Genomic DNA, 20,395 nt, shown 5'->3' with positions numbered 1-20,395 from the left:
AAGGGTAAATTAGTTTTATTATTCAACTTCAACCTTTCATCATCCAACAATCTACAGCATCCGCAAGAATATGAATACATAATCCTAAACCTATCCATCTTGTTTTCTTTGGAAATACTAAGAATATGTACAACGGTATTAAATAGTAACTATGTAAGGGATGAAAATTTATACTACAACGGTTGGCTTCAAATATTGGGTTTGCTAATAAATGATCTAAGTCTATTAACATGCCTAAAATCATAATTATATAAGCCTTTTTCCATTGTGGTTTAAAAAAATATAAAGCTACAGCTAAGGGCAGTAAAAAGTGAATACCATAATGTATAATGCTTTGGTACATTACAGAATGTTTTGAGATTCTAAATAGCTAATAGTATTAGGACCTTCATTAAAAAGTAAATCTAATATACTTAGATTGTTAATATAGCCGTGTTTAGTGTAAAATACTTGATTGTAAGGTTCTAAAGCAATAATGTTTTCTTTTTTAGCATTTACTAAACCTCTATAGTCTTTTATGTTTTCAGGTTCTCTTTCGAAAACTTCGGTTTTTGTAATGTTTATTTCCAGCTGAAGACATTCGCAAATAACTTCTAAGCACTTCATATTAAATTCTAAAATACTATTGAAGGTTTCTGTAAAAAGTGGCTGTAATTCGTCTATATAATACTCGTAAAAAGGTGACGTTCTATAGGCAGATTCTAAAGATTTCCAATGGTTATCCTGCCATTTATAATCGTTTGCAATCTGTACTTCACTGTATTTTTGTCTGTTTTTCTGACTAAAAACAACTGGGACACTTAATTGTAATTTACCATTAGCAGCATAAATATAGCTGCGGTTTCTATAGGTTTGTTTTTGGTAATTATCCTGAGTTTCTAAAATAACATGATCTGCTTTTGTAATGGCTACAAAAGTTGCAATGGTTGGAAAATAGGTTGGATGTATAAGTATTGTCATTATTTTATTAAAAAGCTGCCTAGCCAAGTGTAGGCAATAAATAGAACGCCAACTGCTGTTGCAACTGTACCTAATGGGAAACCTAAGGTGGTACCAAAAGCTGCTATTAATAGCATGGCTATTCCATAAATGTAGTTAATAATTTCAGACTTATCATTATCTGATAAAGCAGCACGTGTTAAAGGTAATATAGCAGCTAAACATGCAGCGCTAATAAGTGCATAAAGCGGATTGTTAAGTATAAAATAGACTCCGAAAAATAGTAATGAACTCACTAAAAGCCCAAACATAATTTGTCCGCTTAACTTGTCTTTTTTATCTAAAAGGTATTTTCCGAATTTATCAAATAGCAAAATCATATTAGATAAAGGACCCATAATCCAACTGCCTAAAGCAAATAGTAAGTATGCAATTATTAAAGGAATTGCTATTATTGTTAATCCGCTTGCCGATAGTAATTTTAATGCAACACGATAGGCAATGTATAAACCTATTATAAAAATATATTGGTTTTTTTGCGACTTGTTACTTATCCAAAAAGAATATCTTAAATACAGATTGTAAATCTTGTTTTTAGATTTCATGGCAGCTAGCATTCCGCTTCTGGCATAATCTAAATTAGGATCTAACATTAAAGCCTCCTTAAAATGTTTTAAAGCTTCCTTAGGCTTGTTACTCTCCAGGTGAGACCATCCAACATTAGCATGAGAATAAGCATTCTCTGGGTTATCGTTAAGAAGGTTTTCTATGGATGAAGCCGCTTCATCTTTTCGGTTTAATTTGGTAAGTGCAGTTGTTCTTGCGTTTAAACAAAAGGTATTTTTAGAGTTGATTCTTAAGCCTTCGTTTGCAAAATCTAAAGCACTTTCAAATTGTTTGGTATTAATAAGGATATAGGCCTTTTGTCCAAAATAGTTTTCGTTATCTGGATTTATTTCAATGGCTATATCAACGTTTTCGTTTGCCTCTTTAAATCTACTTTCGTGAAGGTGAATTTGAGACAATAAAAAGTATATTTCAGCTTCGTTAGGATAAATTTTTCTTAAATCTGTAATAACTGTAAAAGCTTTGTCGATATCATCTAACTGAAAGTAGCATTGTGCTAAAAAGTATTTGGCATCAAAATCTTCTGCATTTTCTGTTAAAGCATTTTGAAAATATGGTATAGATTCTTTAAATCTTCCTAATTCAAATAATTGCAGACCTCTTTGTAAATTAGGACTTTCCATTATTTTTTTATTTTCAAGTAAGTCAAAATATCGTCGTATAATCCAGAATCGTTAGAATATAGAGCATAGTTTTTAGCAGAACTAAACCATTCTTTAGTAGAAGGTTTCATTTTACCAAAAGCTTTAATAATATCTTTTGTTTTTAGAGGCTTTGGAATACCATCTTTAAAAGATTCTAATAACTTTTGTTCTATAGCAATATCAATACTAGATTTAATATCTGCACCAGAATATTCTTTACTTTTTTTTGCTAATTGCTTTAAGTCAATATCTTCTGTTGGTTTTCCTTCTAACTGAATTTTAAAAATAGATTCTCTAGCTTTATCATCTGGAGGTGCTACAAAAATAATACGATCAAAACGTCCTGGCCTTCTAAAAGCAGGATCTATATACCAAGGCGCATTTGTTGCACCTAAAACAAGAATGCCATCGTTGTCTGAATCTATACCATCCAATTCGGATAGGAATTGATTAATAACTGTACGTCCTGCTGTTTTATTAATATCGTTTCTATTGGCACCTAGAGCATCAATTTCATCTATAAAAATAACACAAGGTTTGTTTTCTCTTGCAGTTTCAAAGATTTCATGAAGATTCTTTTCAGAATTTCCCAACCACATATCTAATATATCATTAATACCAATATTTATAAAATTGGCATCAATTTCTCCAGCAGTTGCTCTTGCAATGTGTGTTTTTCCACAACCTGGAGGACCGTAAAGTAAAATACCACCTCCAATTTTTTTTCCGTAAGCTTTATATAAATCTTTGTGGAGTAGTGGTTTTATAATTTTTAAATCTATTTCCTCCTTTACATTTTCCATACCACCAACATCGCTAAAATTAACGTCTGGTTTTTTTAGCATTGAAATTGCGTCTTCGTCAATAAAATCGTCAGCTTCACTAGTAACAGCAAGTTTAAAAACCGACTCGAAATCAGGATTATAATATCTATTATCTATTTCTAAAATCGTTTGATAAATAGATAATGCTTCGGCATGATTTTCTAGCTTTAGTAGCGCACTACAATACAATTCTAGATGGTCTATGTCATTGCTATTCTCTGTAAGTTCTTCTAGTATAACTTCGGTTAAATTATACTTTTCTTGATTGTAATAACATTTGGCTAATAAATACTTGTATGCTTTCTTATTGTCTCTGTCTAATAGAGAAATAAGATGTTTTTCAGCTTCAGTATAATTAAAACTATTAAGATAAATCTTTGCAATTTGAAAGCGTAACTCGTTATTTTCTGGCGAAAATTCAAGTGCTTTTAATAAGCTTTCTAGTAACGAATTATCCATAGTTTATTTTTTCTTGCGCTTTCTAAAGCGGTTAAAACCAACTATTCCAGCAATTAAAATTAATACAGGAATTAAGTAAGATGTTGTTTTTCCAGTACCATGTACAGTAGTAAATAGTCTGTCCCAACGTATTTTCTTTTTAATAGTATCGAAACTCATCCATACTAAAACAGGCTTACCAACAACATGATCGAAAGGTACAAATCCCCAATATCTAGAATCTATAGAGTTTTGTCTGTTATCTCCCATCATCCAATAGTAATCTTGCTTAAAAGTATAACTTGTAGCAACTTCACCATTTATTAAAATTTGGTTTCCGCGAGAGGTAATTGTATTTCTTTCGTACTCACCAATAACACGTTTGTATAATGGGAAGTTTTTAATAGTTAAATCTAAAGATTCTCCTTTTTTAGGAATGTAAATTGGTCCAAAATTATCTGCTGTAAAACTGTATTCAGAATCTTGAGGAAATAAACGAGAATCTGGAGTTTCAGAGTTTACTTTTTCTACAGAAATAACAGTAGGATCTTTAGCCACTTTAGCAGCAAGTTCTTCCGTCATGTTACCAATATAGTTGGTATTTGCAACAGACATTTTTAAACGATTAAAAAAGCGTTGGTTTAATCTACCAGAAACTTCTGTTCTTAGCGAGTCTCTTTTAATAATGTTAAGACTTACATCGGTACTTGCGCTTATAAAATCTTTTATTTTCGGGTCGTCTAAGTATTTGTTTTCTATGTAATACGTTTCGTTGGCACTACTTTCTGTGATTTCGTATTTATTAAATAATGTACGAATATCTCCACTAGTTTTTACTTTGTAAAAGAACTGTAAACGTGCGCGGTCTGGTAGTACATTTTTCTCACCGTTAATATAAACGTGTCCTTCTCTAAGCTCTAAATTATCTCCAGGAATACCAACACAACGTTTTACTAAGTTGGTTTTCTTGTCTATTGGTTTGTAGTAATTTCTATCTGGTGTAAAATCGTTCATATCCAACAACGTATCTGCTGGCTGATTGAAAACAACAATTTCGTTACGAGTTATATTTTGGAAACCTGGCAAGCGCATATAAGGCAATTGCAGTTTGTTTTTCCATGAGGTGTTACGCTCTTCATATTTATCGTCAAATAAATACGATTTCATTTTTGTCTTCGGAATAGAATCGTGTACCATTGGTAAGGCAACTGTTGTCATTGGTACTCTGGCACCATAATGAAACTTACTTACAAATAGAAAATCTCCAACTAATAATGTTTTTTCTAAAGAAGATGAAGGAATAACAAATGGCTGAATTAAATACGTATGCACAATAGTTGCTGCAACAACAGCAAATAGGATAGAGCTTATCCAATCTCCGGCACTAGTTCTTGCTTTTAAACTACGGTCTTCAACATAATTAACCTCTGCAACATAGTTTAAATAAAAGTTATAGAAACCTAAAGTAACTATTGCTAAAATGGTATCTAATCTAGAGTTTTTACCAAAGCTTCTTGCTGTTTCTACCCAGATTACAGGAAACATAATTAGGTTTACAATTGGTAAGAAGAGTAGGATAGTCCAATACCACTCTCTATTAATTATTTTCATTAAAATAACAGCATTGTAAACAGGAACAAAGGCTTCCCATGCTTTACGACCTGCTTTTATATATAATTTCCAAGTGGCTAATCCATGAATTAATTGAATAATCAAGAAAAATATAATCCATTGTGTTCCGTCCATAATCTATATTTTGTACTAATAGTTAATAAAAGCTATTAGTGTTTTTGCTTTCGCAAATGTTACATTTTTATTTTTAGTTAACTAATATTTAACACGTCTTTCATTGTGTAAACACCTGTTTTTCCAACGAGCCATTCGGCAGCAACCACAGCACCTAAGGCAAAACCTTGGCGACTATGTGCTATGTGTTCTATCTTTATAGTATCTACTTCGCTTGTGTATGTAATGTTGTGTGTTCCTGGCACATTTTCAATACGCTTGGCAGTAATGGGTAGTACATTTTCTTCATTACCATCTAATTCCCAAGAATTAAATTGGTTGTGGTTTTCTACAATATCTTCGGCTAAAGAAATTGCTGTTCCGCTTGGTGCATCTAATTTTTGAGTGTGATGTATTTCTTCAAGACCAACATTGTAATCTTTTAAAGCAGACATCATTTTTGCTAGTGTTTTATTTAATTCAAAGAATATATTTACACCTAAACTAAAATTTGAAGCATAGATAAAAGCGCCATTTTTTTGTTTGCATAAATCTATAATCTTGTTATAGTCTTCTAGCCAACCTGTAGTTCCCGAAATTACAGGAATATTATTATTAATACAGTTAGAAATGTTACCAAAAGCAGCACTTGGTACGCTAAAATCTATAGCAATATCTGCCTTTGTAATATCGTTAGTTACGGTTTCAGATGTTTTAATAACAATCTCATGGCCACGACTTAAAGCAATAGCTTCAATTGTTTTGCCCATTCTACCATAGCCTAGTAAAGCAATTTTCATTAAAAGTTGTTTTTAAATCCCATTGAAGAATGGAGACTGTTTATTTTATGTTTCTAAATTTCACTTTAGTAAAAATAGAACTATTTTTTTTTAATGCTTAATTCAATTTTAAACTCATTGTTAAACCAAAGGATCCTGTTTTATCGAATTCATCAATTTTATAATGTGGTTTTAAGCTTAAATTCTCGTCTACATTATATTGTAATAAATGCGCATCTACATTGGCATCTATAATATTTAAAGCATACAAGCCTATAGTTACCAATAGCGATAGCTCTTTGTTAGATTTAAGTGTTTTTTGAGCTTCAATTAAACCATCATCAGTTAATCTGTCTTGAAATTCATCGTCTTCAAAACCTGCTAAACGGCGTTTGTATGCATCACGCACACGGTTGTATTGTTTGTTGTTATCAATGTAAAAATAAATACCAGTTCCAAGAGCAGCATAAACAATAGGTATTTTCCAATACTTTTTATTGTAAGCTTGACCTAAACCAGGCAAAACAGCAGAGTAGAATGCTGCTTTAGCAGGACGTAATGGGTCTATTTCTTTACGTACCAATGCAGAATCTGCTGGTACAATAACTAAGCCCTCTACGTTTTCTGTAGATTCAGGTTTTTTGTCTTCTGCTTTTTTCTCTTTGCCTTTTTGCGCTGAAGCGGAAAGACTAAGCAGTAAACAAAAGATGGATATAAAGAATTTATTTCTCACCTTCAACTAACTTTTTAATACGGTTAAAATCTTCTTCAGAATGAAAAGGAATTGTTATTTTTCCTTTACCATTACTAGCTACTTTAACGTCTATTTTATGTCCAAAGTATTCAGAAAAAGCGGCTACTCCTTTTTTAACAAACTTTGGCAATTCTTCTTTTGTTGGTTTTTTAGGTACAACAACTTCGTCTGTAGCATTGTAGTTTTTAACTAATGCTTCTGTATCACGAACCGATAATTTATTGGCTAATATTTTCTCGTAAATATCTAATTGAATGCTTTGATCTTCAATATTAATAATGGCACGACCATGACCCATAGATAAAAAGCCATCACGCATTCCTGTTTGAATAATTGGATCAAGCTTTAATAAACGTAAATAGTTTGCAATTGTAGAACGTTTTTTACCAACACGCTCACTCATTTGCTCTTGTGTTAATTGAATTTCGTCAATTAAACGTTGGTAGGATAAAGCAATTTCAATAGGATCTAAATCTTGACGTTGGATGTTTTCTACCAATGCCATTTCTAGACTTTCTTGATCGTTTGCTATACGTATGTATGCAGGTATTGTTTCTAAACCTATAGATTTACTAGCACGAAAACGACGTTCTCCAGAAACCAATTGGTAACTTTCAAAACCTAATTTTCTTACCGTTATAGGTTGTATTACACCAAGTTCTTTAATAGAAGATGCTAATTCGCGTAACATTTCTTCGTTAAAACTTGTACGTGGTTGAAACGGATTCATTTCAATACAATCCAATTCTAATTCCACAATATTACCAATAACTTTATCTGCATTTTTGTCTTGTACAGATTGTATATCGTTACTTGGGTCTTTTAATAAAGCCGAAAGGCCTCTACCTAAAGCCTGTTTTTTTGTTGCCTTCGCCATTTTGCTTAGGAGTTTTTATTTATTACTTCTTTTGCTAAACTTAAATAATTTGCTGCACCTTTACTAGACGCATCATAATTAATAATATTTTCACCAAAACTAGGTGCTTCACTAAGTTTAACATTACGTTGTATTATGGTTTTAAAAACCATATCGTTAAAATGCTTTTGCACTTCTTCTACCACTTGGTTAGAAAGGCGTAAACGAGAATCGTACATGGTTAATAATAAACCTTCAATATCTAATTCTGTATTATGTATTTTTTGAACACTTTTAATAGTGTTTAATAACTTACCTAAACCTTCCAGTGCAAAATACTCACATTGTATTGGTATTATTACAGCATCAGCAGCTGTTAAAGCGTTAAGAGTTAATAAACCTAGAGAAGGCGCACAATCTATAATTATAAAATCGTAAACGTCTTTTACATCTTCCAATGCTCTTTTAAGCATGTATTCTCTATCCTCTTTATCTACAAGCTCAATTTCTATAGCTACTAAATCTATATGCGCAGGAATAATATCTAAGTTAGGTGTATTGGTATGCATTATTGCTTCAGTAGCAGAGTTTGTATGCTCAAAAAGTTGATAGGTTCCTATCTCTACACTTTCTACATCAATACCTAATCCAGAAGTCGAATTCGCTTGTGGATCTGCATCAATAAGTAATACTTTTTTCTCTAAAACACCTAGGGAAGCTGCTAGGTTTATAGAAGTTGTTGTTTTTCCAACTCCTCCTTTCTGATTGGCAATGGCAATTATTTTACCCATTAATTGATTTGGTTTTATTAGAGAACTTCAATTTAAAAGTCCAGATGTAAAAATACAATTATTTATGGGTTTAGAAAACGGAAGTTGTTAACAGTTGGTTAAACTTAAAAGAGTACTTTGCTTAAGTGCTTTAATAGCACATATTGCCACGCGTAGTTACAATATAAATAATATCTAATTTAGACTTAAGGCATAGAAATTGTATAAATAGAAATAGAACAAGTGGTTAAAATATATATCATTATTTTTAGCCCATAATTAAGCTCAATTTATAATGAAGAAATTATCTCATACTTTGCATATAGCATGCACGTTACTTTATAGTTTAACTGGTTGTGCGCAAGAAATTACAGCAGAAAAAGGAAGCTACGGCATAGATATAAAGAATAAAATTATTGTCTGGCATCAAAAGAATTTAGACTCCATTGTTTCAAAAAATAAAAATATTTCTAGCATACAATTTAATGATAATTTTAAATTAAAAGACGCATCAAATCAATTGTCGTATACGCAAGGAATTGGTGTAGAAAATGGAGAAGATTACGTTTTATATATTTCTAAAATACCATTAATACATATTACTATTGATACTTCTGCAATTACTAGCGACGCAAAAATTGCAGGACATTTTACTTATTTTAATAATGGTGAGTTTATAGAAAGTACAATGGGAGTGAGGCATCGTGGAAATTTATCGTTAGGCTTCCCAAAGAAATCTTACGATTTAGAGTTTTGGACCGATGGCAAGACTAAAGAGAAGAAAGATGTAAAGTTTAAAGGTATGCGATCTGATGATGATTGGATTCTTGATGGCATGTACAACGAGCCATTGCGTTTACGCTCTTTTATGGCAACCAATTTATGGACAGAAATCTACAAGCCATATTACTTAGAAAAAGAACCAAAAGCAAAAAGCGGATTCGAAGTTAAGTACGCTGAAGTTTTTAGAAATAACGAATATTTTGGTATTTATCAGTTTTCAGAATCTGTAGATAGAAAGCAATTAAAGCTAAAAAAGAACGAAGGCAATACTATTAATGGTAGGCTGTACAAAGCTAATTCTTATAATGGCGGACCAGATTTTAGCAGATCTCCAAGTAAATATAACAACCTTTTTCCGCACTGGAATGGTTGGAAAACCGAATATCCTTTTATAAATTATTCTTCAGATTTTGGAGATTTATCGCAGTTTACAGATTTAGTTGTTAATGCAACAAACGAGTCGTTTGCTAAAAACATAGAAAAAGAGGTTTATATTCCTAATGTTATAGATTATTACCTGTTTGTAAATACCATGCGAGCGACCGATAATTTAGGTAAGAATTACTACTTAGGAAAGTACGATAAAGAGGAACCTTACTTTTTTATAGCTTGGGATTTAGATGGTGTTTTAGGCATTATTCAAGACGGAAAACGCGAACGCATTACCAATAGTGTTTTAGGAAATGGCCTTTTTAATAGGTTGTTAGAGGTTAACCCAAATGCTTATAAAGCAAAAGTAAAAGCCAGATGGATTGCCTTAAGAGCAACAGCTTTTAGTAATGAAGCTTTGCAGTCTAAAATTGATAAAATCTATACTAAGTTTACCGAAGAAAAAGTTTACGAAAGAGAACAATTGGTGTGGCAAAATAAATTAAATGAAAATTCAAATCTGGAGCATTACAATTATTTAAAATTGTTTTTAGAAGATAGATTACTCTTTCTCGATGCCCATTTTAAGGCTTTGTAATTCATTTTCTAAAGGTGTTTTTATGGCTTTATCATCGATAATAAACTCTTGATTGTTTTCTATAAGTAATCCTTTTGTTTTTCCAGAAAACTTCGTGTTTCCGTGGTTAACATCGGTTATAATTATACGACCATTAAAACTGGTAGCTATCTCTTTAACAGGTGTGTGCCCAATGACTATTTTTTGCGAATCGTAGTATTTTAAAATAGCCTCTAGTTCTGTCTCTTTTATTTTATTGTATTGAAACCTTGTTTTAACAAGACCTCTGTACCAAAACGGACCTTTTAAACTAAAAAGGAAATCGGTTATTTTGTCTTCGGTATGTAAACCATTAATGCGTAAACGTACGCGTTTGTTTATGGCTTCGAGGTCTAATTTGTATTCTATAAGCTCCGGACTTAATCCTGCATGTACAAATAAATAACCGCCAATTTTTTCAATCACATTTTTAGAGGCTAGCCATTTTCCTAATTCGGTATGTTTAGAATATAAATATTTAACAGCCTCTTTTTTATCTTCTATTTGGCTTATTTCTTGCGCTGCCTTTACGTACTTTACACGGTTATATCTATGGTCTCCATTAAAATTAAGTATTTCATGGTTTCCTAAAATAAAGTGTACAACTCCATTTTGTTGTTTTGCTTGATCTTCAAGTTTGTAAATTAACCAGAGTATTTGTGTTACGTTTTCGCCTCTGTCTACAAAATCGCCTCCTAAAACCAAATGACCATTACCATAAATCCAATTATGATTTTCATCAATTACTTTGTTTGCATATAAGAAACCAGCAAAAGCATCGTATTTACCTTCAATGTCCGAAATAACAACCATTTTTTCCGGCAAGCTATAAACGGTTTCAGGAATTGTATGTTCCTTTTTTAGCGATAAGTAAAATTCGTTTTCATCGGTGTTATCTATGGTTACAACTATAGAATCTCTATTAAAAAAAGGAGAAACCGTAAGTCTGTTTTTAGAGGTAACCCTATATAATAACGAGTCGTTTATTATGTACGGGCCATCGCTTCCGCTAAAGCGTACAAGTTTTGTTTTCTTTTGCTTTTTGGGAGTAGGAGCGCTATTAAGAAGGCTGTCTTTTTTTAAGTTTTTTTGTAAAGGTATATGCTGTGCAAAGCTTTTTGTTTGTAGGCTAACAACAAAATAAAGACCTAAAAGGATACAGTTTAAGTGCGTCTGTTTTAGGATGTTATTTTTCATTGTTGTTATAAAAGCTTTTTATTTTGTACTAATGAATAACCATAGGTTTGGTTAAGTTGTACTTCAATTCATCTCAAAAATACAATTATAAGGCAAGAAAACGGAAGTTGTTAACAGTAAATTAGGTGAAAATAAAATACTTAAAATACGTAAAACTTGCCAATTAGTAATTGTTTGTCTGTTGTCATAATTTTTATATTTAATGCGTTATCAATTTTTTAATAGGTTCTATTAAAATGCATGGCCTTTATTAGAGACAACTAAACATAAAGCGCAACGTGTGGTGTAGTGGTTTTATTTTTTTTAAAGAGTGGGTTAGGTGGGATTAAGTTGGTTTTTGTTTGTTTAAAAATAAATACGTAGTTGTACGTGTTTTTAAATTATGACATAAAAAACAGCTTGTTTTTGCAAAGTGTTTTTGATTGTATTATTGTAAGAGCGTGTTGTATATCGTTATAGGTCAGACATTTTATTTTTAATAAGATTTAAAAAAGCAGAATTCCGAGAGTCAGCGTCTCCTATTACTGCATCTAAGTCCCAAACGAATACACCAATAGGTAATGTTATTTTTGGGTCTAAAGAAATAGCAACATTTGTTTCTCTATAATACATTTTACCTGAAGAATATAATTCGGTATATTCACCTGCAAGTTGCATCTCAACTTCTTCATCAAACTCAATAATACCATAAAACCAAATGCGTTGAATTTGATTGTTATAATATTTCATTAATTTACGAGCTCTTTTCTCTAGTTGTGTTACCACTTTCATATTCTCTTCAAGTGAAATCCCTCGCTTTTTAAGCTCTACAATTACGACATCAAAAGGTTTGTTATTATTAGGGTTATTAGAAAATATTAACGCAATATCTGGTCTGTTTTCGTCAGAATCTGTTTCGTTATCTGTAATAACTTGTACTAATTCCCCCATTTGACGGTCACTCAATATTGTTTCATAAGTCATATACTTATCATCGAGTAGCCAAGCATTATTTCTATACAAATCTTCCGAAAGATTATCTTTTTCAAATTTTCCTTCACTTCTCATTGATGCGAAAAGTTTATGAAGTTCCGTTTCACTATTACCAGATGTTGTTTTTTTTAATTTTTCAATTGTTAATTGCCTGAATAATATATATTCGGTAAGTGCTCTAGAGGAAATCTCCATAGATTTTTCAAATTGTTCATCTGTTAAAGAAGTTGCATCTAAAAGTTCTTTCTGAATTTTAAAAAATTCATCTTGTGCTTTTTTTAAAATTTCTGAACGAGAAACATAACCAATATTTTCAGTATCAAAAAAACCATTTAAATGTGGATATTTATTAATCAGGTTCTTTTTTGTTTGTTTATTTCTTTTTTTGATAGATGGAACACTCGTTTCTATTAAAGACACAACCTCTTTTCTTAATAAAATTTGAATTTCTTTTAATTCTTGTTTAGATAATGTCAAATTTTGTCTTGCAGCATCTATTTTTCCTTTAAAATAATCTGAATATAAAAGGAAAACCATTTGATAGCCTAGAGGTCTATTTTCATTAGCTACTAAGTCAACTTTAACAGTTCTGTTGTCGACTGAAATTGCGGCTAATAATGAAGATTCTATTGGGTCAACTTCTTTAATTGAATAATATAAATCAAACTTATCTATAAGATTTATGGAACTAGAAAGTTCCATCATTTTAAATTCAGGAATATCTGAATTGTTTAATGTTTCTTCGTTTTTTTTACCTTCAATTACTGATTCAATTTGAATTTTAATTGATTTTTTTTCTTTTTTAAGATGGAATAATCTAGAGTAAAACTCTTCAAGAATGCGTTGCTTTATTTTTATAGGATGAATATACTCTCCTTTAGCAATTTTTTGAAGAGCATAATTATTCATTTTAAATATTGTTCCAGATTTTGTGTCACTTACTTTTGAGACTTCAAAATTCTCTTCGTCAAAACCATCTGAAAAATCAAATTCTCTCTTAAAAAAATTATCATAAAAACTTGTAATTGAAACATCTTGAAAATAGCATAGATAAACTAATCGTCCTAATCCTTTATGCGAACTTTCACTTACATCAAACAGGTTTGAGAATTTTTCATATCTTTCATCTGTAAATCCTTCTCCATTATCGGAAATTTTGATTTTTAAAGTTTCAGGCTTGTTTAATGCTTCTACAGAAATCTTGATTGAAATATCTGTTGCATTTGCATCTAAAGCATTTGCAATAGCTTCAAAATACACCATTTCTAAAGATGAATTACCGAAGAACATTTTTACAGCTTGACTTAACTTTACTTTCATTTAATTTCTAATTGAATTCAAATATACGGATTCGTTTTTAATGGCATACAACGTGTTGTTGCTTGCCAACTTATTTATCATACAGGAAACTTTACACACTTTGCAAATTGGAGAGCTTTTTCGAGTAGTTGCGATACAGCAGATTTGAGCATCTCTATGAAACCAGTATCTATAAGCTAAAAATGTCATTATTTAGGCGATAAGAAAATATAAAGCGACAAGTATTTCTGCAATATAACATGATTGTGAATTAAGACAATATAATAACGAAAAGTAGTCGAAGGAAAAGATAAAATGTAACAATAAACAATTTTAGAAATAAACTAATTGCAAGAGCCTTTGCAGTCGTGAAAAGAGGAACACCTTATTTGGTTCTTCAACAACATGCATCTAAAAAAATATATTTATTAGGAATTGATCTTAACGTTTTTTTGTATGGTTTTTTAAGGTTTAAAGTAACTATATTGTAAAAGTTACAGTCCAAGAAAGAGAGCGAGGTCTTTCTTAAACAGGCCAAAATAAGTAATTGATTTACAATACGTTAGGCATATGTGTTCTTTCATTCCTAATATTTCTATTCAACATTTATCCGAATAAATCAGTCTTAAAATTGTGATGTTTAATTGCTTTTTCTTTATTTAAATCAATATTGTTTATAATTTCTTCCAAACTATTTTGAGTCAAAGTTGTAACTGATTTGTCGTCATTAACTAACTCACGATTTAAATCAAACATTGGATTATTAACATCAAGATTTTGGTCATACATAACAGCTCTTGGAATATTATAATCTTTTGCAAAACCCATCGCCAATCTTGCTCCACTATCTAATTTTTGACCAAATAATTTCCATCTTTCAGCTGTATCTTGAGCATAACTTGCAACCAAAATTATAGTATCACAATATAATGCTTGTAATCTGTCACGGTCTTTATATCGACTACTCAAGTCCATCCCTGATTTATGCTCGTCAAAATATTCAGACACCAAAAGTCCGCCTTCTTCAACTATCTTGAATGCTAAACCCTTATTTTTTGCTGGCATTATTTTATAAAGAGGACTTGGCAAAAAAGCAACAGTTTTTCCACCAATAAGTGCTTGTTTATGAGCGATACTATCACAGCCAAATGCTAAACCACTTAAAATTGTTATCCCTTTTTTTACAATTTCTGAAACTATTTTTTGTTCTCTACTTTCTATTGTTTCATCGGGATTTAGAAGTCCAATTACAGTTACGTTATTATTATCAAAATTAATTAACGTTAAATCTCCTTTGTAAAAAAGAAATATTGGTCTTTCACTTTCTTTTACATTTCCTCTATATTTTGGAAAATTCTTATCTCCGATTGCTACAAGACCATCACAATTTTCTTCAAATATTTTGATTTGATTTATAGTTTGGTTCTTGTTAAATTCGAAATCATCAACTGTTATTAATTCTTTTTGTTTTGAATTGCTATTGATTAATGAAACGATTTTTTCTACACTTTCATTACCTTTTAAACTTTTAACTATCCAAGCTCTACCGATTCCCTTGTAGGTCTTTGTTGTTAGTATATTAATTGCGTTATCTGTGTATTTCATTTTTACTTTATTAAATTGTTTTTCCTACTGCATAGAATAAAACCGAATTAGCACCTTTGTCTATTAATGCTTGAATTGCATCTTCATCAATATTAATGCCTTTTGTATAAATATCGTCAATAAGTAAAATGTTTTTTCCAATAACCTCTTCTGAAATATCACAAGTGTCTCTAGTAATACCAGCGTAAGGTGATGAACCATCATTTGTGAATCCTTTAATTGGTTGGCGAAGGTGTGTGGTTTCAGTATTGGTATGTCGTTCAATATAATCTGTACCATCTATAAAATCATCACCTAATTGATTTACAGCTTCCTTAATGGTCTTTTTAAAAAGGAGTTGGTCTGGGCGATATGTATTATCTGCTTTGGACCTAGGTATAACACACACTGTCAATGGGTTTAATTTAACTTTACTACTAATTTCGGGAAGGTTATTCAAAATCACCTTCAATAATTTTTTTTTAGCATCGTTGAGTTTAGATTCCCACCAATTTTTTTCTGGGTCATTTTTTAATGTCAGTAAAAACATTGGATAGTTCTCAACTTCATCACGTCTTTCGTAAGCTATGTAATCAGTGTAATAATAACCTTTTGTATCTTTTTTTAAAATTTCATTTTCTTCAATTGTAAATCCTTTCATATATTAAATTTTTATTATGTTTTTAGCAAATATTCCTGCGAGAATAGCATCTTCAATTTCAAGTGTTTCATTTTCAAAAACAATAACAGTTTGAGCCGATAGGCTCAAACTTGATATTGCATTTTTGTATTTATTTATTCGCTTTTTGTTTTCCGAAACCTTTCTAAAAAATATATTGCTAAACTTATCAGTTAAGTTATGATAGCTTAATGTAATCAAAGCTCTATCTTCTCTACAGTTTGTTACCAATACTGTTTTATTCGTTTTGTGATGTTTTAAAAGAATGTCCACTAAAGGTTTATTGAGTTTTGTTTCCGATAAATATTCTTTATAATTTTCCTCTTTCTGTTTAATTATTTTTTCAAATTCCGTCTCTGTCAGATTTGGAATTGCAATTTTTAATGAAGCACGATTAAATCTTTCATTTGGGTTGAATTCAATGTTAATTTTATTCTCGGCTTTAATTAACGATTGTATCGCTTTTTTATACGATAATAAGTTTGCATAATCTGTGTCCACCAATGTTCCGTCCATATCAAAGAATAGAATGTTGTCTTTTTGTATGTTTAGTTTTAGTTCGTTCATCAGCGTTTTTTTTTACTTACACACAATGTGTTATATAATTACTTTTATTAATCATTTCCCGTAAATAATGCAGGTTATTGTAAGTTTAGTATTGTTTACATCTAAAAGACACAAGCAACGAATTTAGCTCTTATTTACCGAGTAAAAAATACGTAGAACTACGTATTTTTACTCAACAAAAGCCAAGTTACTAAACCCTAATAAATCTATTTTACGGTAAACCGTAAAAGCATAAAAAAACCACTAAGTTTTCACTAAGTGGTTTTAAATACTACTAATTTTATAGTTAATTGCTATTTGTTTTCCAATGCTTTTAAAGCATCAAGAATAGCTGTAATAGAAGCACGTTTACGGTAATCGGCATCTAAAAAGGCGTATTGTACAATACCGTTTTTATCTATAACGTAGGTTGCGGTAATAGGTAACTCGCTACTAGTATCGCCATTATAATTATGTAAACGTATACCGTTTTTATAGACTTCGGCTAAAGCATCGGTTAGTTTAAAAGCCAATCCGTATTGTTTGGCTACTTTGTTACCAACATCGCTTAGCACTTGAAACTGTAAACTGTGTTTCTCGGTTGTAGAAAGCGATTTGTCTGGTAATTCTGGAGTTAAAGCCAGTAGGTTTGCTCCGTATTTTTTAAATTCTGGCAAGCTATTTTGTAAAAACTGTAAGGTTAAATTACAGTAAGGACACCAGCCACCTCTGTACCATGTTAGTATTACTGGACCGTTATTTAAAGTAGTTTGTAAATTGGTGCATTCGCCTAAGGCATTTTTTAGGGTAAAATCGATTGCTTTATCGCCAAGATTAATAGCGTTGTCTTTAAAATGAGTGTCTACAATGGCTTGCAGGTTTTCGGTAGTCATTGTTTTTTGAGCGTCTGTTGCTTTCGCTTCCCAACCGGCTTGTTTTGCACTTAATACGTCTTGTAATTTTGTATGTTCTGTAGTATCCATAATGTATAATAGTTAAGCGTTGCTACAATTTTAATGTAGTAAAGTCGCTGTTAAAGGTTTCGTTTTTCAGAATAAAAAAACCTTCAGATTAATTAAATTATTTTTTCGCTTTTCGTGTTAAATGAAAGAGTAGTGCGATAGCTGCTAAGGCAAATCCGAAAATGGTTAAACCTGTCCAACCATACGTGCTAATCACTTTTACGCCAACTGCCGATCCTACAGCTGCACCAATGTAGTAAAACAACATATAGACTGCGTTGGTTCTACTTCTTGCGTTTTCGTCTATAGCAAATACACGCACTTGATTTGGTATTTGCGAGCCAAAAACACCTAAATCTAACAGGATAATACCAATACAAAGCATGAGCATGCTGTTTTGTCCAAGTGCCAATACAACAAAGCTTAAGAGTACTAGTGAGATAGAAACGGTCATTACTTTTCTAACGCCAATTTTATCGACCCATTTACCGGCTATTTTAGCGCCAAAAATACCTGCTGCACCAACAAAACCTAATAAACCAACTTGCTGTACAGAGAGTAAAAAGGGCGCATCCATTACATGTATTGCAATTGTTGCCCACATGGCATTAAAAGCCGCAAACCATAACGCACCAACAAAGGCCGCTTCGCGTAATTGTGGTTTTGTTTTTACCAAAGTAAACATAGAACCTAGTAATTGCGTATATTTTAGTTTTACTGCTGGCTTGTTTGATGGTAGCGTTAGTTGTAAAACCACACCAATAATTGCAGCAATAATGGCAGCGCCTAAAAAGACAGCGCGCCACCCAAAATGCTGAGCGATAAAACCACTTAGTGTTCTGGATAATAGGATACCTGTTGTTAAACCCGTCATTAAAGTAGCCATTACTTTTCCTTTATTTTCTAGCGTAGATAAAGAGGCACCTAATGGTATTAATTGTTGTGTAATGTTAGCGCCTAAACCCACTACAAAAGTGGACGTTATTAAAATAGCGAAATTTGGCGCTAAATAGACACCAAGTAATGCAATGACTAAGATTATGGATAGGTTTCTTATTACTAATTTCCTGTTCATAACATCGCCTAAAGGTGAAATAAAGAAAATAGCCATAGCATAACCTATTTGCGATGCCGACGGAATGAAACCTAATACACCATCGCTTAGGTTTAAAGCTTTGCCTATGGATGGTATTAATGGCTGATTGTAATATAAATTGGCTGCTGTTGCTGCAATAGCGGTTGCCATTATAAATAGCAGTTTATTTTTTAAAGGTTTGGTTTCTGTGGTGTGCATTATTATGTATTATGGCACAAAATTAACGTAGAATAACCTGTTGTGTAAGGTGAGTATTATATAGAAAATGATACTTTTTGAGGTCGTTTTCTAAAAGCGGCTGGTGTAATGCCTTCGTTGTTTTTAAAAAACTTGATAAAATTGGTAGGTTCTTGAAAGCCCATAGCGTAACCAATTTCGGCAACAGATTTGGTGGTTTGTTGTAATAATGCCTTGGCACGCAAGGTCATGTAATTAGATAATACTTTTTTAGAGGAAATGCCTGTTGTTTTTTTAACGCATTCCGACAAGTAAATGGGTGTAATGTTTAATTGCTGAGCATAAGCAGCAATGGTTTTGTATTTGGTGGTTTCTTTAAGTATTAATGCTTCGAAATCTGCTGTAATTTCTTGATAACGTTTTAACGGAATGTTGCCGTTTGCATTGCCAACCACACGTTTTATTTGAAGCAATAATACAATAAGGTAGGAGCGAACCAATTCTACTTTATGTGTATCGTTTTTATGAAACTCCTCGTAAATGGTATCGAACAGATTTTTAATTAGTGGTAAATCTGATGGAATTAATTTATAAGACGGACTCGAATTTAGCTTAAAGAATGGGAACTCGTGTTGTATTTCGTATTGGTGTTTTTTAGGAATAAAAAAGTCTGAAGAAAATAATAACGAATAACCTTCTCCGCCAGGATTGCCTTCGAACGGTTGCACCGAAAATAATTGCAATGGCGAATTAAAAGCAATGGCATTGGTTAAGTCTTCAACTTTTGTCGCGCCTATTTGTCTTTTAGATTGATTATCGGCATAAAAATCTATAGTAAAAAAGGTTTTAAAATGTGGATTTAATGCCTCTTTTGCAATGTTATTGGTTTCGTTAAATTTAAAAATATGAAAACCAGAATCTATAGACGTACTTGTAACGTTGAGGTCTTTTAGTAAGTCGGTAATCTTTTGGTAGGTTTTCATGTTTTGGGTTAAGTACGATTACTGTTCTATTTTCACCAATGGATCTTTGTTACTAATAGTATCTTCTTCAAAATGTGGTTCGGGTTCCCAATGGCCTTGAATTTCGGAATTTTCTATTGTTTCTCCTGTACTTTTATCTATTTCATAGTTATAAAAATACGAATCATTACTAATGGAAACAAAATAAGTATCTGCTTGCTCTTTAACTTCGTTAATAAAGCCGGCTTTAAAAGCGACTTGTTTTTTAAGTGTTTCTATTTTTATTACATCTTCTGCTGTTGGAATGTAGAAACCACTGGTTCCAAAAGCATCAAAAGGATTTATATTTTGCGTTAATACATTAATGATAAGGTTGTAATAGGTCGTTTTTTGTTCTTTAAGAGGTGTAAACATTAAAATTCTATGAAAGTTGACGATAATTTCTTCCTTGTTGGCCCAAGCAGTAATTTCGTAATCTTCCAGTTTTATGTTTAAATCAGGATGTTTATTTTTAAGAATACTAATGGCCTGTTTTATTATAGCGTCTTTACCTAAAGCTTTTGTAGTCTCTATTTTATTTTCCATTTTTTCTTCTTGACAAAAAGCGTAGTTTATAGTAATGGTTGCAATTAATAAGAATAAAATGAATGGTTTTAGTTTTATAAATGGCATTGCAAAAGGAGTGTTTTATATTGAATCTAAGTTTCAAATTAAACTTAAAAAAACGTGATTACGTTTACTATTTTGTGACTTTTCTGGAAGTTACTTTAGCTTTTTATTGCTTTAATTTGTTTTGT

At 31.4% G+C, this 20,395-nt stretch carries 19 protein-coding genes; 1 reads left to right on the top strand and 18 read right to left on the bottom strand.

What is annotated here, in order from left to right; genetic code table 11:
• Positions 1-28: 28 nt before the first annotated feature.
• The 9 genes from Q0935_RS10635 to Q0935_RS10595 form a co-directional block, all read right to left on the bottom strand.
• Positions 29-343: a DUF6122 family protein gene (locus Q0935_RS10635; RefSeq protein WP_299385717.1), complete on the bottom strand. Its 315-nt coding sequence runs from the start codon at positions 341-343 to the stop codon at positions 29-31.
• Positions 343-960: a WbqC family protein gene (locus tag Q0935_RS10630; RefSeq protein WP_299385714.1), complete on the bottom strand. Its 618-nt coding sequence runs from the start codon at positions 958-960 to the stop codon at positions 343-345. The genes Q0935_RS10635 and Q0935_RS10630 overlap by 1 nt, the downstream gene beginning before the upstream one ends.
• Entirely contained in the window at positions 960-2,189 is a 1,230-nt protein-coding gene (locus Q0935_RS10625; protein ID WP_299385712.1) for a tetratricopeptide repeat protein, read from the bottom strand. The genes Q0935_RS10630 and Q0935_RS10625 overlap by 1 nt, the downstream gene beginning before the upstream one ends.
• On the bottom strand, positions 2,189-3,493 hold the full coding sequence (locus tag Q0935_RS10620; RefSeq protein WP_299385709.1) for an AAA family ATPase: 1,305 nt from the start codon (positions 3,491-3,493) through the stop codon (positions 2,189-2,191). Before Q0935_RS10620 ends, Q0935_RS10625 begins: the two co-directional genes overlap by 1 nt.
• Before the next feature lie 3 nt (positions 3,494-3,496).
• Positions 3,497-5,218: a signal peptidase I gene (lepB, locus tag Q0935_RS10615; RefSeq protein WP_299385706.1), complete on the bottom strand. Its 1,722-nt coding sequence runs from the start codon at positions 5,216-5,218 to the stop codon at positions 3,497-3,499.
• 77 nt (positions 5,219-5,295) lie between these two features.
• Positions 5,296-5,997 carry a 4-hydroxy-tetrahydrodipicolinate reductase gene (dapB, locus tag Q0935_RS10610; RefSeq protein ID WP_299385703.1) on the bottom strand — a complete coding sequence of 234 codons (702 nt, stop codon included), beginning with the start codon at positions 5,995-5,997 and terminating at the stop codon, positions 5,296-5,298.
• Positions 5,998-6,094: 97 nt separating this feature from the next.
• Positions 6,095-6,709: a DUF5683 domain-containing protein gene (locus Q0935_RS10605; protein ID WP_299385700.1), complete on the bottom strand. Its 615-nt coding sequence runs from the start codon at positions 6,707-6,709 to the stop codon at positions 6,095-6,097.
• Complete coding sequence (locus Q0935_RS10600; protein WP_299252207.1) at positions 6,699-7,607, bottom strand: ParB/RepB/Spo0J family partition protein; 909 nt, start codon at positions 7,605-7,607, stop codon at positions 6,699-6,701. Before Q0935_RS10600 ends, Q0935_RS10605 begins: the two co-directional genes overlap by 11 nt.
• A gap of 5 nt (positions 7,608-7,612) precedes the next feature.
• Complete coding sequence (locus tag Q0935_RS10595; protein WP_299252210.1) at positions 7,613-8,377, bottom strand: ParA family protein; 765 nt, start codon at positions 8,375-8,377, stop codon at positions 7,613-7,615.
• A 274-nt stretch (positions 8,378-8,651) separates the two neighbouring features.
• Here Q0935_RS10595 and Q0935_RS10590 point away from each other — a divergent pair, with 274 nt between their 5' ends.
• Positions 8,652-10,106: a CotH kinase family protein gene (locus tag Q0935_RS10590; protein WP_299385697.1), complete on the top strand. Its 1,455-nt coding sequence runs from the start codon at positions 8,652-8,654 to the stop codon at positions 10,104-10,106.
• On the opposite strand, the gene Q0935_RS10585 is transcribed toward Q0935_RS10590, so the two are convergent.
• The 9 genes from Q0935_RS10585 to Q0935_RS10545 all read right to left on the bottom strand — a co-directional run bounded on the left by Q0935_RS10585 (position 10,071) and on the right by Q0935_RS10545 (position 20,270).
• The gene (locus tag Q0935_RS10585; RefSeq protein WP_299385694.1) at positions 10,071-11,321 is read right to left on the bottom strand and encodes a metallophosphoesterase; all 1,251 of its coding nucleotides are present in this window, start codon (positions 11,319-11,321) and stop codon (positions 10,071-10,073) included. The two genes, Q0935_RS10590 and Q0935_RS10585, sit on opposite strands and share 36 nt — an antisense overlap.
• 453 nt (positions 11,322-11,774) lie before the next feature.
• Entirely contained in the window at positions 11,775-13,613 is a 1,839-nt protein-coding gene (locus Q0935_RS10580; protein WP_299385692.1) for an ATP-binding protein, read from the bottom strand.
• Between the two features lie 585 nt (positions 13,614-14,198).
• Positions 14,199-15,197 (bottom strand): DNA-processing protein DprA, encoded by a 999-nt coding sequence (locus tag Q0935_RS10575; protein WP_299385689.1) that lies wholly within the window; start codon positions 15,195-15,197, stop codon positions 14,199-14,201.
• 10 nt (positions 15,198-15,207) lie between these two features.
• Positions 15,208-15,837, bottom strand: coding sequence for a hypothetical protein (locus tag Q0935_RS10570; RefSeq protein WP_299385686.1), 630 nt, complete (start codon positions 15,835-15,837; stop codon positions 15,208-15,210).
• Between the two features lie 3 nt (positions 15,838-15,840).
• Positions 15,841-16,422, bottom strand: a complete 582-nt coding sequence (locus Q0935_RS10565; protein WP_299385684.1) for an HAD hydrolase-like protein — start codon at positions 16,420-16,422, stop codon at positions 15,841-15,843.
• 293 nt (positions 16,423-16,715) lie between these two features.
• On the bottom strand, positions 16,716-17,384 hold the full coding sequence (locus tag Q0935_RS10560; RefSeq protein WP_299385681.1) for a peroxiredoxin-like family protein: 669 nt from the start codon (positions 17,382-17,384) through the stop codon (positions 16,716-16,718).
• A gap of 97 nt (positions 17,385-17,481) precedes the next feature.
• Positions 17,482-18,657, bottom strand: a complete 1,176-nt coding sequence (locus tag Q0935_RS10555) for an MFS transporter (RefSeq protein ID WP_299385678.1) — start codon at positions 18,655-18,657, stop codon at positions 17,482-17,484.
• Between the two features lie 56 nt (positions 18,658-18,713).
• The gene (locus tag Q0935_RS10550) at positions 18,714-19,619 is read right to left on the bottom strand and encodes an AraC family transcriptional regulator (protein WP_299385675.1); all 906 of its coding nucleotides are present in this window, start codon (positions 19,617-19,619) and stop codon (positions 18,714-18,716) included.
• Positions 19,620-19,637: 18 nt separating this feature from the next.
• The gene (locus tag Q0935_RS10545) at positions 19,638-20,270 is read right to left on the bottom strand and encodes a hypothetical protein (protein ID WP_299385673.1); all 633 of its coding nucleotides are present in this window, start codon (positions 20,268-20,270) and stop codon (positions 19,638-19,640) included.
• Positions 20,271-20,395: the final 125 nt, after the last annotated feature.

Source organism: uncultured Lacinutrix sp. (assembly GCF_947500605.1).
In the GTDB taxonomy this organism is placed as follows: Bacteria; Bacteroidota; Bacteroidia; order Flavobacteriales; family Flavobacteriaceae; genus Lacinutrix.
The sequence above is the reverse complement of the archived record's forward strand: the minus strand, read 5'-3'. Positions and strand labels throughout refer to the sequence as shown.

What these genes read in the sequence shown, in the direction of transcription:
- Q0935_RS10635 (WP_299385717.1), bottom strand. Translation starts at nt 343, where the DNA reads ATGTACCAAAGCATTATACATTATGGTATTCACTTTTTACTGCCCTTA.
- Q0935_RS10630 (WP_299385714.1), bottom strand. Translation starts at nt 960, where the DNA reads ATGACAATACTTATACATCCAACCTATTTTCCAACCATTGCAACTTTT.
- Q0935_RS10625 (WP_299385712.1), bottom strand. Translation starts at nt 2,189, where the DNA reads ATGGAAAGTCCTAATTTACAAAGAGGTCTGCAATTATTTGAATTAGGA.
- Q0935_RS10620 (WP_299385709.1), bottom strand. Translation starts at nt 3,493, where the DNA reads ATGGATAATTCGTTACTAGAAAGCTTATTAAAAGCACTTGAATTTTCG.
- lepB (WP_299385706.1), bottom strand. Translation starts at nt 5,218, where the DNA reads ATGGACGGAACACAATGGATTATATTTTTCTTGATTATTCAATTAATT.
- dapB (WP_299385703.1), bottom strand. Translation starts at nt 5,997, where the DNA reads ATGAAAATTGCTTTACTAGGCTATGGTAGAATGGGCAAAACAATTGAA.
- Q0935_RS10600 (WP_299252207.1), bottom strand. Translation starts at nt 7,607, where the DNA reads ATGGCGAAGGCAACAAAAAAACAGGCTTTAGGTAGAGGCCTTTCGGCT.
- Q0935_RS10595 (WP_299252210.1), bottom strand. Translation starts at nt 8,377, where the DNA reads ATGGGTAAAATAATTGCCATTGCCAATCAGAAAGGAGGAGTTGGAAAA.
- Q0935_RS10590 (WP_299385697.1), top strand. Translation starts at nt 8,652, where the DNA reads ATGAAGAAATTATCTCATACTTTGCATATAGCATGCACGTTACTTTAT.
- Q0935_RS10585 (WP_299385694.1), bottom strand. Translation starts at nt 11,321, where the DNA reads ATGAAAAATAACATCCTAAAACAGACGCACTTAAACTGTATCCTTTTA.
- Q0935_RS10580 (WP_299385692.1), bottom strand. Translation starts at nt 13,613, where the DNA reads ATGAAAGTAAAGTTAAGTCAAGCTGTAAAAATGTTCTTCGGTAATTCA.
- Q0935_RS10575 (WP_299385689.1), bottom strand. Translation starts at nt 15,197, where the DNA reads ATGAAATACACAGATAACGCAATTAATATACTAACAACAAAGACCTAC.
- Q0935_RS10570 (WP_299385686.1), bottom strand. Translation starts at nt 15,837, where the DNA reads ATGAAAGGATTTACAATTGAAGAAAATGAAATTTTAAAAAAAGATACA.
- Q0935_RS10565 (WP_299385684.1), bottom strand. Translation starts at nt 16,422, where the DNA reads ATGAACGAACTAAAACTAAACATACAAAAAGACAACATTCTATTCTTT.
- Q0935_RS10560 (WP_299385681.1), bottom strand. Translation starts at nt 17,384, where the DNA reads ATGGATACTACAGAACATACAAAATTACAAGACGTATTAAGTGCAAAA.
- Q0935_RS10555 (WP_299385678.1), bottom strand. Translation starts at nt 18,657, where the DNA reads ATGCACACCACAGAAACCAAACCTTTAAAAAATAAACTGCTATTTATA.
- Q0935_RS10550 (WP_299385675.1), bottom strand. Translation starts at nt 19,619, where the DNA reads ATGAAAACCTACCAAAAGATTACCGACTTACTAAAAGACCTCAACGTT.
- Q0935_RS10545 (WP_299385673.1), bottom strand. Translation starts at nt 20,270, where the DNA reads ATGCCATTTATAAAACTAAAACCATTCATTTTATTCTTATTAATTGCA.